This is a genomic window from Pirellulaceae bacterium, assembly GCA_029243025.1.
Lineage (GTDB): Bacteria > Planctomycetota > Planctomycetia > Pirellulales > Pirellulaceae.
On the sequence record JAQWSU010000018.1, the window covers coordinates 195,413 to 209,052 of the forward strand.

A 13,640-nucleotide genomic window follows, 5' to 3' on the forward strand; every position below is an offset into this window, starting at 1 on the left:
GAATGCCTAAGCGTTCGCCTTCAGTTCAGCCAAGTGCTGAGCTGTTCCGACAAGCCGATCCCAGTTTTCTTGGATATACTCTGGCGGACCGCCAATTTGCGACACCACCTGAGCAACCTCCTCGGTCTTGACCATCTCGATCGCATCCCAGGGACAGACGAGGAGTTCGTAGGGATTTGTTTTCTTTTGCGGAATGTGGACGCAAACTTCACAACCCACACAACGTTCCAGATCAATCTCACACCAAGATTGGCTCCCTTTGATTCCGGGCGTCCCGGGTAGAGTCATCATCGTGATACAGTCAACCGGACAAACTTCCAGGCAAGACTCACAGCCGGTGCAATTATCGGCATTGATGACGGCAAGCTCTTTGGGCAATTTCTTGCGAGGTTTCTGTTTGGCCATTACTGATTTCCGCAGAGATCTAACGCAGCAAATGATGCTGAGGTAACAAGATACGACTTCGTGACAGAATTCACGAACTCGAACAATTATACTTATTGATCGTCTTTCTTCCAACCAGTTCTGCGATCAAAATCTGCCGGAACGGCCGGAGATTTTTCCATTTTGCTCTCCCAAACCGCGGAATCATCCAGGAATGAATTCGTCGGCAATCAACGCGTCCAACGATTGTCGCGCCCGAATCAGGTGCGGCACCCCCTCCTGTAGTAGCACCTCGGCGGCAAATGGCTTGGAATTGTAGTTGGAGGCCATCACTTGGCCGTAGGCACCGGCCGCTCCAATCACGACCCAATCACCCACCGCAGCGCGAGGCAACTGCCGAGTCGAGACCAGGCCCCCCTCCTGCTGGGTAAATATATCTCCCGACTCACAGAGCGGCCCACCGACCACCACCGGATGAGATTTTCGCTCACCAGGCCGGCCGTCAGCCGGCGACACGCTCATCGGATGATAGGCGCCATAGAGGATCGGCCGAGCCAGATTATGGAAACCAGCGTCCAGCAGATAGAATAAATGGCTTCCCATCTGCTTGATCGCCCGAATTTCGGCGATCAGAAAACCGCTTTCAGCGACCAGAAAGCGTCCTGGCTCGATCTCCAATCGCAGTGAATGTCCCAACTGATTTTCCAACCGTTGGCGTGTTTGGTTCCAATGTTGATAGAACGGTTCTAGATCAAGCCGCTCGTCATCAGGCTGATAGGGCACGGGCAGCCCTCCGCCAGCACTGATGGTCTTTACCGTGCGTCCCACGGCAGTGACTGCGGATTCCATCGCCTCGCAGACCATCGTCAAATGTTCGAAATCGGTTCCGGAGCCAATATGCATATGGACACCGGTGATGGCGGCGCCTTGCAGATCAGCTCGCATCATGCAGTCGTCAATCTGTTCGTGCCAAATACCGTGCTTTGATTGCTCACCGCCGGTGTTCGTTTTCTGGCTATGGCCGTGACCGAAGCCTGGATTGATTCGGAGCGTCATTTCACAACCTGGCGAGGCCGCAGCAAATTGGCTGATCATATCCGGCGAACCCGCATTCACGTGCACTCCCAATTCCAAACATTGCTGCAACGCGTCGCGATCAAAAATATCGGCTGTGAAGACGACAGGAGGTGGATCGCCAGTTGGTGCAAAGCCTGCCTTTAACGCTCGCTGAATTTCCCCTGCACTGACCGCATCTAACAAAACACCCTGACGACGCATCAGATCCAAGATCGCTAAATTGGAACATGCTTTTTGAGCGTAACGAATAACATCAAACTGTCTCAGCTGATCGATCTGTTTCACAATCGTCGATTCGTCATAGACGTATAAGGGAGTCCCAAACCGTTGGACGAGGTCGCCAACAGAGACACCTGCAATTTCAGTACAGAGATTCATCGACATTTCAGACATCCTATCCCCCCCCCAGTTCGTCCCCATTAGAGACGAGTTCTTCGTCGGTCATAAAACAAAAAAGCACTCGCGTTAGCGAGTGCTTTTGCATTATTTCACCTATTCGACGAGTGAACTAGAACCCGCCAGCTCCGCCCATCTGCACAGCCTGGCCAATCAATCTCAGAATGCCTTCCTCGATCGCGAATCGATAGGTAACCCCATTCTCAATCGCGGTCATTTTGACTTGGATACGATCCTTGCCTTCACTTGCCGCAATGGACTGCGAAAGCGATGCAACGATCGGGTTCGGCTCGATCGAGTCAACAAATTCCAAAATGGGTGTGACGGAAATGGTCATCCCCATGGGATCCAACTTTTTACCGCCTGAACTCGACGATGCATCAATCATCTTCTTGAGATAATCCATTCCATCCGTTCCGAGGGCGAAGTAGGCGCTTTCATCAGACGCCCCGACGACGATTTCCAGCTGGTCTCCCATCACTTGCCGCAGATACTCATCTTCAGGAATCGGCAAAGCCATTGTGTGCAATCGCACGCCAGCGTGCTCCCCAGCGTTAAACTTAACGCTCGAGAAGGTAATCTCGGGCTCGTTCTTCGCCATTTCGACGAGTTGTTTGACTGCATCTTCGACAGCCGTTCCACTTGCCACATGATTCGCAGAGACGAGCGTCATTGCCTTTGGCTTGAGGATCACGGACATGCAAGAATCGATTTTCCCGGTCTTCATCGTCTCCCGGACGATCCCCATGAAGCCGGTGACGATTTGCTTAGCGGCCTTACGAGCATTTTCATCGGTCAAATTCGTATCAGAATCGATCTCTTTCAACGCCGACTCCTCAAGTTCGTCAAAGGCAGCGACCTGCCCCTGAATCTGGTCGGCAGGGATGACTGCCGAAAGATTTGCTGACATCGCAGCATCGGGCACGACAAAGCCGGAGTACTTCGTAGTTTCCTGAGCCATTTCCATCTGCTTGGCTAACTTCGTGCCAGGCGTTGCCGTCACAGCCATATCCAGATAGGTCTGCTTTTCCTCTGGATCAATCTGCCAGCCAAGCGTTACCACATCCATTTCCTGGATCGCTTCCATCTGCTGTTCCAATTGTTCTCGCGTGACTTTGGCAGCATCCGAATCGGTATTCAGTTGGGCCTGCTGCAAACCTGCCTTGATCTGATCCATCGCCATCTGCCGGTACACATCCGGAACGTTGTTCACATGGACCTGGACCGCAAGGTCATACTTTTGATCTAAACCATCGAGCAACTTGGCCGGATCCTTGGGCAAATCGCTCAACGACTCAACGTTTTGTCCGATGAAGGCCCAGCCATTTTGCTCTTTCACATAGATGGACTGCTGCGGCCCCTGAAACTCTTTAATGCCATCACCGGCGTCCGTTGGCGGTCCCACCTGCTCCTGGATCTGTTCAATGAACGCATCCAGATCGGTCACCGGCAAGAATCCGAGCGGAATGAATTCGGGACCATCAACCGAAAGTACCATTCCGATCGGCCGTTTGCCGTCAACATGTTGCAGAAACGACTTGATCGTTGGCATCACAAACTGAGCGATGCCGTTGGTACCCGTTGCCTCCAGCACATACTCAGCGTCCGTGAGCAGACGATCAGTCGGCTTGATCGAGACAACGGCAAGCGTATCCGCTGCCTTCAAAGGCGTGGCGACCATCGCTGCCACGCAAAGCGTCAGAGTAAAAACCTTCACGATGGGCTTCCAGGACGGAACTTTCACTGCTGTCTTCTCCTTCAGTAATCTCGTAACTGAGAAATCTGCCAACTAAAAACCGACTCTATCCGGGCTTTTATCTGCCGGTTTCACGGAATTGTACCTTTCGATTCCGATCAAAGTTTCAGGAAAACAACTGAACTCGAACCGAAGGTACCGTTTGTGGGATACACGGGGAAAGATTTCGACTCGAAGATGAATTTCAAAGCCGAAAACGCCGGAAAAACCAGCTCCGAAGACTACCGCTCGCGGTAGGTGATCCGGCCTTTGGTCAGATCATAGGGCGACAATTCCACTTTGACACGGTCGCCAGGAACAATTCGGATAAAGTGCTTCCGCATTTTACCTGCAACATGGGCCAAAACCTCGGGACCATCGTCGACCTGGACGCGAAAACGGGTGTTTGCCAATGCCTGAGTGACAACACCTTCGACCTCAAGTGCTTCTTCTTTCTTCGACATAAATGTCTTTTTCTACTTCTGCCCCTCGAACAGGAGCCAACGGAGAATCGGAGCGAATGGAAGACCGTTCGCGCCGGGAAAACCGGCTTGAACGGAATTTCTATTTTATTGAGCATAAACTATAACAAGTCCTGGACTTGGGTCCAGAGGTCCTCCCCTGACGGTCAGCTTGATTTGCCGAGTCACAGCTATTTCCCCGCAGCTGCCAAGCCTTCATCGACCGCTTGCAAGACATAAGCGGACGATTCCGTCCCGACAGAGAGACGAAGGGTGCCGGCTTCGATCCCCAGCTGTCGCTGTTGCTCGGGCGACAACCCTCGATGGCTGGTTGAAGCAGGATGACTGAGGGTCGTCGAAACCTCTCCAAGCGAGGGGCAAAATGGAATCTTGGCCGCAGCGTGCATGAATCGCACGGCTGCCTCACGCCCCCCTTGCAACGTAAACGTCACCATGCAACCGGCCTGATTATCCAGGAACTGAGTGTCAACCAATTGGCGTTGGTCCCGATCGGCTTGCGTCGGATAAACCACTTGCTTAACCGACGAAGCCTGCTGCAAATGAATCGCCAATCGTTCGGCGGAAGCACAGGCCCGGTCCATTCTCAAATGCAACGTTGCTAAACCACGCGCGGCTAACCAACAATCAAAAGGGCTACTGGCAAGCCCCCAAACCGAGAGCACATCTCGCAAACGAGCTTCGTCTTCCGCTCGACCATCTTTATCCCGGCCACAGAGCAACCCCAGCATTACATCGCTGTGACCATTCATCATTTTGCTGATGCTTTCCATCACCAAATCAGCGCCCGCATCAAGCGGACGACAGACCGTCGGCGAAGCGAATGTATTGTCGACCAACAAGCGAGCATCATGAGCATGAGCCAATTTTGCAAGCTGTCGAATATCGGCGACTTGCAGCATTGGATTACTAATTGTCTCAATCAAGACCAAACGGGTCCGATCATTGATTGCTGTTTCGACTTGATTCAGATCGCTTATATCGACAACCGCGGTAGCCACACCTAACCGGGCCATTTCACGATCCAACAACTGGAGACTCCGGCCGTAAACCTGATGACTTACCACCACATGATCACCTGCGGACAAATATCCGAGCGCTGCCAAAGAGAGGGCAGCCATCCCAGAACTTGTCACCAAGGCCCAACCCGCCTGGTGCAGCTGACGACATTTTTCCGCTAACAGATCGCCGTTTGGATGCCCATCTCGTTGGTAGACGTAACCTGCTTGCGACCCGGCCAACATGGCAAGCGCCTGATCCGGGTCTTGGCACTGATAGACCGATGTCAAGTAGATTGGCGTGCTGTGTGGCTGCACCGCTCCCAAAGAAATCTCCTGTGACAATGGACAAATATCATCAGCACGTTTCGACATTCGCCCGCTCTCCACTCAATGCTCTAATTCCAGAACCAATAACCCTAATCCTCTTAACACGCCATACGAACCCGATTGTCTTATAAACCGGCCACACAATCCATACGTGTTGTTGGCGTCTTGAGTAGATCAACTGGCAAACTCAATCACCAGGACCGCAGAAGCGGTACTTCCCACGAGTTGAACACGAACCCTATTTGGATCGACGAAAACGCAAATCCGAGGAAAGAAACTACCTTGTTACCTCCTTCGTTCCAACAAAAGAGTCCCGCAATCACAACTCGCGAAGCAAGTCCAGCCTTAGCAATGCGCGTATTGCTAGAAGACACTCTGCACACGACAGCGTTTAGGCGAATGGTCACAGGTCGAGATCCGCCTCGAAACCCAGGAAAGCCCAATAATCCAATATCGTGCACCGTAATTGGTCGACAACCATTGCAGGGGCACCACACACGACAATCTGCGCTATTCGACGTAGCGACAACACATGTAATCGCCTACTTGCCTGCCGTCCATGCGGATTGGCATCAGTCAGCACTGATCGCGTGCCCCCTAATTTCCTGATGTAATCCCACTTGAGCAGACGATCGCAAGAACCGTGCGAGCATGGAATTACAACACATCCGGTGACAAAATCTCGCCAGGCAACACAATTCGATCAGGAGAATCCGCTGACATTTCTATCGAAGGTGGATCCGCTAAGTCAAGAATTCTAGGATGCTTACTTTGCGAAGCAAAAGGGTGATTTCCTAAGTATTTGCCAACATCCATTCCATGAGCGTAAGCATGCTCAAGGAAAGTGATGCATTCTTCCCACAACTGATCATCACTGTCTTGCGCTGCAGCAATGCCGGCAAGCTTGGCTGCGTAAACATAGGGCACAGCTCCACGTTCAACGGCAACGACCTTTCGGATTGATGTTAACCCCAAGGCTGGCATCTTTTGATCGCCTAGTGAACGATAACAGGCAAGCGCACAAATGGAAAAATTGTAGTGCGCTGACAACAAGGTATCCTCCATGGCAATTGCCTTGCTGAAGGCGGCAGCGGCTCGACGTAAAAAGATACCGTGTGCATCCCCAACCCCAAATGTCTTAAGATATGCGTACCCCAGGTTATTCCAGACCACAGCAGATTGGACTCCATGCTGGACAGCGTTCTCGAAACAATTTGCTGCCGTGAGCAAGTCATTTCTAGTGAGATAGACCATTCCGTGCCCGACCAGTATCCGTGGATCGAAATGCAGTGCTCCACTCGCTTTTAAATCAGTTTCAATCGCATCCAGGGAAACAGAGCGATGGCGTTCTGTCCGGGCATGCAGCGCGGCGCAGGCACGAGCAAAATAAGCTTGATGAAATTGATCATCGTCGTTAATAGATTCGCCGAACAACTCCAATGCAGGAACAAATTCCTTCTCGCCAAACAAGAGTAGCCCGGCTCGATAGTGCCGATCCCGTGCCGGGCCTAATTGCCCACGAGACCAAATCGCTGCAGCAATACCGGTAAAACCGACAACAGCGATCGCTGTAACAGTCGAGCGTCGATCGTGCAGGCCTCGCAAGAGTCGTCGATACCGAGTGATCTCACGGTCAAGTAAAGATACTATTTGATCCATCGATTGCATGCGGTTAGCAGGCTCAAACGCCATGCAACGCTCCAACAAGACCGCGACGGTCCGATTGACAATAGAGTTCAGCGGATTCACGCGACTTACACCATTCGCCTGCAATCGCAGCAATTCAACGACACTGACCGCCTGCCGACTGATGTGAGGTAACTCGAACGGCAGCTGACCGGTTAACAACTCATACAGCATCACTCCAAATGAGAAGACATCTGCGCGTGCACCAATGACATCTTGTTGTCCAAAGTCACTCAAAATGTGTGCTCTAAGCTTTTCGGGGGCCATATAAGGCACTGTTCCTCCTGTAACCGCATTCATCTGCTCATCCACATCGTGAGCCAGATTGAAATCAACCAATAAGGGTGTTCCCAACCGAGTTACGACAACATTTGAAGGTTTCAAGTCGCCATGAATCACACCCTGTTCATGTGCATGCTGCAACGCCGAAGCAATTTGAATCGCCAATTGAAGCACGCCCAGGGTGTAAGACGAATTTGGGTCGATTTGAATTGGGGAGATCGTTTGCTGCAAACGATCCCCCGATTGCAAGCAACAAGCAGACGCCTCTAGAATCACACTGGCAAACCGCGGTGGTGATTGACAAAAGGCAATATCCACGATGTGACGCAAGGTTGAACGTCCGACAAAGGGCATGCACAAACAGGTCGTTTCCGTACGTTCATCTGTGCGCACGGATAAGACGGGCATCACATTGGGATGGCTCAGTCGCCCCATCGTGTCCGCTTCAAAGGCACCTCGACGAGCCACCTTAACCACAACCTGTCGATCACCAACCCCTTTCTCAGCACAGAGATAAACACGCGAGAATCCACCCATCGAAATCGGAGCAACGACCCGGAAGTCCAGTAACGGATCACCGATGTCCGGCCACCGAAATGAATCGTTGAACAATTCAGGCGTTTTGTTTCGTAAGCATTGGTCAACCTCAATACGACGCCGAAGTGACCGTTGCACCAATGGGAACCGCTGGCAAAACCGGCTAACGTCCAGTTCTTCCCCGCGATCGATCCGCAGATAAAATTCCTCGTAGGCCAACTCCAAAACCAGGGTCGGATGATCTCGTATATCTCCATGCTTACGGAGAAATTCGAACGCATCGGGATCGACTTTTTGCTGCTTCCAACGTTGAGTCTCCGCTCTGATTTTTTGCCATGTTTGGGAATACACTCGTTCGAACTTCGCCATCGATTCAGTCATTCCATTCATCAATGGATTCCTTTTTCCAGCCTTTGCAATACCCGACGAACGGTTCGCTCGTTGATTCCTAACTCGCCAGCGATCGCATGATAAGTCCATCCATCGATCTTCATTCCTAGAATTCGCTGATACGCTGAAGAAAGACTTGCTTCGCACTGTGCCATCGTCTCGTTTGCAATTGCAAATTGACTTGGGGTCGGGTCGTTGCTGGTAATTGCCAACTCTCGCCCCCCATCGGTCATGAAACTGGTTTCCCGAAAAACCGAATTCTTCTGAGTTTGTGTTTGACGACGATTTTCATCGTTCACTTTATTACGAGCAATCGCGGTCAATAATGCAGTGAGTTGCGACGGGTTTTTGATTCCATCAAGCTTCTCAGGCGCAGAGAACAAGGCCATCCACACCACTTGAGAAAAGTCGTGCGAGTCGTACTTACTGCGAATCGCGCCCATCAAAGTCCGTCTCACGACCGCCATGACATGCTTGCAGTAATCATCATGCAGGATTGTGATCGCCTGCTGATCGCCTTGGCGCACGGCTGCGATAAGACGCTGAAATCTGTCGTTGGCCCGTTGATTAGTCATCATCTGTGACACCTCAGGCTCTACCTACCCAAGTTGCTTCATACTTTTTAATCGAGCCACATTTTATTCAGAGTGCTGCCGTAACACCAGTTAACGGTCAAAGTGGCGAACCGATCGCCCCTCATTTCCCCGCACCCTTCCCTTTCTATTTCTCTTACGAATCCGTTCAGGCGCGCAAAACGCTGCCCATGCGACTCGGAAGAGACACTTGGCTCACCAGCTAGGCAGTTGCCAGCGACTGAGGAAGATTTCCATCCGCATCAAAGGGCATCGGGCGTGGCTCGCAAAGCAGCTCCAGCTGTTGATGCATTTTTGCGGCATTCAGATATGAAGCGGAACATTCTAATTCGGCCAACCGCAATGTATTTTCGATCCACATCACGCGCGTGTCCGCCGGATCTCGCAACCCGATCGAGCCGAGTGCGGCTGCAATAGCTTCTCGATCGTTTTGAAAGGCAATCGGAATCATCGCGCCGGTGGGGTGATTTGCGGTTATACAGTTTGTCGCCGTTGAAACCGGATCGACTTGGTCGGCCAATCGTTGCAAAGTAAATTCTGCCGCACCGATTCCGGTCGCGTTTCCGTGAGTTTCTGCTGTTAAACCACGAACGAAAATGTACTTGATAGAAGGACGCTCCTCACCGATCGCGGAATGATCATTAAACTTGCGACCGATCACGTTGGTATCCATTCCGGTACCGCTCACATTCTTGCCGATCTCATTCACGACCAGAAGATCTGCTGCGTCAAATGGCAAGCGGGGCATCAAGGATTCAGCCTGCCTGAGTAACGCTGCTTCTCTGATGGCGAAATGATCTGGCATGACTGCTTCAATGATGGCGGTTTCATCAAATGCATTTTCGATAATCGCCAAGCCTCCGACAATTCGACAACGCTGTAAAACTTCTCTGGCTACACTGCGCACAATCTGACCGAAGGTAAAATCTTGAATGGCACGATGGTAGATTTCCGCGCCATGATGTTTCCCAAGTCCGATCAACATCATTTTCATGAGGCCACTTTGCAGATCTCCGGTGAATCGCGTGTGCGGCTTGATTCGGTTACAGACCAGCACATGATCGGCTTCGAAGGCGTGCCGATCAAAATGCACGGGAAACCCTTCAGTTGCTTGACAAACGACAACCGTTTCCATGCTTACTCGGATCTCACAATTACACGTTACTTCGGTCACCCCCAAGCTTTCCAAGACGCGCAACTGCCCATCGCTCGTGCCGCCCCCGTGACTGCCCATGGCCGGCACAATAAATGGCTCTGCTCCTATTTCGCGTAGACAATCCACGATCACTCGCAGGATTTTCGCGATCTGATGGATGCCACGACTGCCAGCCGTTAAAGCGACCGTTTCACCTGGCCTTATTCGTTCTTTTAATAAAAGAGTCGACAACTGCTGTCGGATCGTCGACTCAACATCTTGCAAACGAGAATCACTGAAACGCTGTCGAACTCGAAAGAGCTGAGGAAAATCCAGTTTCGACATTTGATCGATCCTCGCTGCCGAATAAAAGCGAAAAAGGGAACCGGTACGAATCACTCACTCCGAAGTCGTTTCAAAATGAACGACGGCGACCCGACTGACAGCCCCACATTGTAACGCATCACTTCGGCATGAGCGTGTCCCGACAGTAGCTCCCGTCGGCAATTCTTCGATCGTTATCCCGTTCAACGAAGCCGCAAAGCACTCGAAATCCCACCGTGCACCGGAACAGATATCCGCCTGAAGCGATGGTCCAGTTCGAGCAAGAACTCGCACGCAAATGCAATTTGTTTTAGACTGGGCCGTTTCACCATTTCACGCTGGAAAGTCACAATGCCCCATCATCGATTGTTTTTACAAGCTCTGCTGAGTTTAGCTATCAGCTTAAACTTTTCGGCAATTGCCAAGGCCCAAACCGGCGAAGAGACGGCTCTCCCATCTTTCCGCGTCATGTCATTCAACATTCGTCAGGGCGCTGCGAATGATGGGAAAAACAGTTGGCCCCAACGGCGAGAGCTCCTGCTCAAGACGATCAAGACTTTCTCGCCGGATTTACTTGGAACACAAGAGACCCAGCGGATGCAGGCCGATTTCCTACAAGCACAATTGCCAGATTATCAATACGTCGGTAAATCGAGAACGCCGAACAACCGGGCAGATGAACAGTGTGCGATTTTTTTCAGACGGGATCGATTTGTGGATCTGGAACAGGGCCACTTTTGGCTGAGCAAAACGCCACGTGTTCCCGGATCCAAGAGCTGGGATTCGTCACTGCCGCGGATTGCCACATGGGTCCGATTGTTTGATCGCAAGACCAAAAAAGAAATCTTTTGGATCAACGCGCACTTTGATCATGAAGGTGAGATCGCCCGAGAGCAAAGCGCGATAATCATTCGCGATCAAATCGAGCGACTTTCGAACAGTCCATCGATTGTGACGGGCGACTTCAACGCATCGGTTTCATCGAAACCTCACCAAATCTTGCTTCGACCGGGTAATCCCATCACGCTTGTCGACACCTATTCGACGCTCCACCCAACCGCCTCAAAAAACGAGGGCACCTTCAACGGATTCCGAGGTTTCCGCGGCAGCCAACGCATCGACTGGATTCTCGCCTCAACCGACTTCACAGTGCGTAAGGCAATGATCGTCACCGACCACGACGATGACCGCTACCCTTCGGATCATTTCCCCGTCACCGCAGTGCTCAGCCTACCGGCCAAGTAGTGGTCGAGAGGCTGAGCACTGTCGGGCGAACCGTTCTCCTGAGAAAATCGCAAGCACGCTCGGCAGGACATCCACGATCAATCGGATCAAAATCAACAACCAACGGGCCTGTCTTACTGAGCGTGCTTGCGCCAGGGGGTGTTAGCGCCGATTCGATTTACGGGTGGCCAAGCGGCCACTGCCAATGTAGAAGGACGGGTCATCGATAATCCAAGGTGTCGACCAGGTTCGCCCGTCGTCACGATTGCACACATTGAAAAAGCATGTACGGAATCGCTCTGCTTTGTAACTGTACGGAAGCTGCGAAGTCACAAAGTCCTCGGCTGTTAAATCATCGACACCTTGGCTGATGTAATAGTGCACCATTCCGTCTCCCGAGACGGACATGCCGAGTGTCCACCAACCGGGTTCGGTGATCTCAGGACCCTTAAAATCAGCCCCGTTTCGCTTTCCGCGAATGGTAAAGAAAGCCGAATCGGCTTCATGCCGACTCTCTGCTCCGTTTCGGAACTGAATAAACATGCCGGGCCAGTAGACTTCCTTGGCAAATTCCTTCTTAGGTCGACCGCCGAAAAAGCCTCGAGATTTTTTCTTTTCCTCCGGCACCGTCCACGCGTGAGTTTCCACAGCGATTCGGAAACCAAAAGACGGACCTGATCGATCTTCCCATTCTTCGAAAGGCGGCACATAGACGCGAACGGTACAATTGGGATTTTGCGACACCGAAATCGGACCTCCCAATCTCGGGTAGCAATTCACAATAAGATCATCCTGCTGCATCTGACCTGAACGACGACCAGGAACCCCCGACTTCAACGTTCGCATCAGCAGCGAATGCTGGCTGCCCGACAATCCGTCCTCAGGCGAAGGCACCACCTTCATGAAGTCGGGTTGCCCTCGTTTGATCCCTTCGTACCAACGACCGTTTGTCGACTTGCCGGTTGGACCACGGCGACGTTCGTCAATCTCTTCACTACTCTTGGGAAAGTTGTGAATAAATGACCAGTTGGGATTCTCAAAATCGTCACCAACTTGATTGAGTTTTTGACCAGTGCCAGGAACAACAGGATCCGCCTGGATCGAACCCGAGGTAATAAGGGCCAATACGAGGGTCAATCCGGAAAGGAGATTCGTCTTGGTCATTTTTTATTTCCTCTGCCTGAAAACGGGGATGCTGGGGTCCGGTCGACACGCTCTGGAAAGACGTGCCTCGTCTGCATTTCCATCGGAATCCGTTCATCCGTCACTGCTCGTTTTTTTCCCCTGCCCGTAGTTTTCAACCGAACGGAACGGGCTTCGTGACCCGCGAGGCTTATCTAATGATTAATCTTGCCCGTCCCGGGTGAGGATGCGAATGCATCGCCGTCAGGATCAGACAACAACCTCCCGATTCATTCTTGACTATGGTTTGCCGCTCCCTTGTCTGGTAAAATCCGCCCCGTATCGGTGCCAGCAATGGCGGCGAAATTAGTGCCAGCAATGGCGGCGAATCGAGATCAATCAAGCTTTTCGATCGGGAAAAAGAAAGCCTCTAGCCATGTCAAAGATGCTTAATATTCTTCCGGACCAATGCACCGGATGCATGCAGTGCGAGCTTGCATGTTCTTGGGTCCAGACAGGGAGCTTCCAGCCGTCACAGAGTTTAATTCGAGTCAATGTGTTTGACGAAGAGGCCAGCTACGCGCCCTACTCGTGCATTCAATGCGACGAAGCTTGGTGCATGAATGCTTGCCCCGTCAACGCCATTGCGATTGATGATTCGACCGGAGCAAAAATTATTCTTGAATCACTTTGCATTGGCTGCCATCTGTGCACGATTGCTTGCCCGTTTGGTACGGTCTGGACCTTGCCGGAAACGGACAAAGCAGCCAAGTGCAATCTGTGCAACGGCAATCCGGCTTGCGTCACTTCATGCCCCACAGACGCCATTCAATATGTCGATACCGAAGCGTCCGGCGATTGGTTTGCTGAGTGGGGCAAAAAAGTCGCAGCGAGTTTTGAAGAAGCCAACTCAACCGACGTCATCGCACCTCGAGATGGAGAATAATC

General features: G+C 51.8%; 11 protein-coding genes. 2 read left to right on the plus strand and 9 right to left on the minus strand.

Annotated features, from left to right (window positions below; all coding sequences use genetic code 11):
• Positions 1–6: 6 nt before the first annotated feature.
• From P8N76_08380 to P8N76_08415, 8 genes are all read right to left on the minus strand, one after another.
• Positions 7–405 (minus strand): 4Fe-4S dicluster domain-containing protein, encoded by a 399-nt coding sequence (locus P8N76_08380; GenBank protein MDG2381677.1) that lies wholly within the window; start codon positions 403–405, stop codon positions 7–9.
• 183 nt (positions 406–588) lie between these two features.
• A complete protein-coding gene (gene lysA / locus P8N76_08385; protein ID MDG2381678.1) occupies positions 589–1,845 on the minus strand; it encodes a diaminopimelate decarboxylase in 1,257 nt (418 codons plus the stop codon).
• Between the two features lie 124 nt (positions 1,846–1,969).
• Positions 1,970–3,574 (minus strand): hypothetical protein, encoded by a 1,605-nt coding sequence (locus P8N76_08390; GenBank protein MDG2381679.1) that lies wholly within the window; start codon positions 3,572–3,574, stop codon positions 1,970–1,972.
• A gap of 260 nt (positions 3,575–3,834) precedes the next feature.
• Positions 3,835–4,056, minus strand: a complete 222-nt coding sequence (gene infA / locus P8N76_08395) for a translation initiation factor IF-1 (protein MDG2381680.1) — start codon at positions 4,054–4,056, stop codon at positions 3,835–3,837.
• Positions 4,057–4,244: 188 nt separating this feature from the next.
• Positions 4,245–5,444, minus strand: a complete 1,200-nt coding sequence (locus P8N76_08400; protein ID MDG2381681.1) for an aminotransferase class I/II-fold pyridoxal phosphate-dependent enzyme — start codon at positions 5,442–5,444, stop codon at positions 4,245–4,247.
• A 612-nt stretch (positions 5,445–6,056) separates the two neighbouring features.
• Positions 6,057–8,294, minus strand: coding sequence for a serine/threonine-protein kinase (locus tag P8N76_08405; protein MDG2381682.1), 2,238 nt, complete (start codon positions 8,292–8,294; stop codon positions 6,057–6,059).
• Positions 8,294–8,872: a sigma-70 family RNA polymerase sigma factor gene (locus P8N76_08410; protein MDG2381683.1), complete on the minus strand. Its 579-nt coding sequence runs from the start codon at positions 8,870–8,872 to the stop codon at positions 8,294–8,296. The genes P8N76_08405 and P8N76_08410 overlap by 1 nt, the downstream gene beginning before the upstream one ends.
• A 217-nt stretch (positions 8,873–9,089) precedes the next feature.
• Positions 9,090–10,367: a lactate racemase domain-containing protein gene (locus tag P8N76_08415; protein ID MDG2381684.1), complete on the minus strand. Its 1,278-nt coding sequence runs from the start codon at positions 10,365–10,367 to the stop codon at positions 9,090–9,092.
• Positions 10,368–10,697: 330 nt separating this feature from the next.
• Between P8N76_08415 and P8N76_08420 the strand changes: the two genes are divergently transcribed.
• Complete coding sequence (locus P8N76_08420; GenBank protein MDG2381685.1) at positions 10,698–11,591, plus strand: endonuclease/exonuclease/phosphatase family protein; 894 nt, start codon at positions 10,698–10,700, stop codon at positions 11,589–11,591.
• A 141-nt stretch (positions 11,592–11,732) separates the two neighbouring features.
• Here P8N76_08420 and P8N76_08425 read toward each other — a convergent pair whose 3' ends face one another.
• Entirely contained in the window at positions 11,733–12,734 is a 1,002-nt protein-coding gene (locus tag P8N76_08425) for a hypothetical protein (GenBank protein ID MDG2381686.1), read from the minus strand.
• A 394-nt stretch (positions 12,735–13,128) separates the two neighbouring features.
• On the opposite strand from P8N76_08425, the gene P8N76_08430 reads away from it, so the two are divergent.
• The gene (locus P8N76_08430) at positions 13,129–13,638 is read left to right on the plus strand and encodes a 4Fe-4S dicluster domain-containing protein (GenBank protein ID MDG2381687.1); all 510 of its coding nucleotides are present in this window, start codon (positions 13,129–13,131) and stop codon (positions 13,636–13,638) included.
• Positions 13,639–13,640 lie beyond the last annotated feature (2 nt).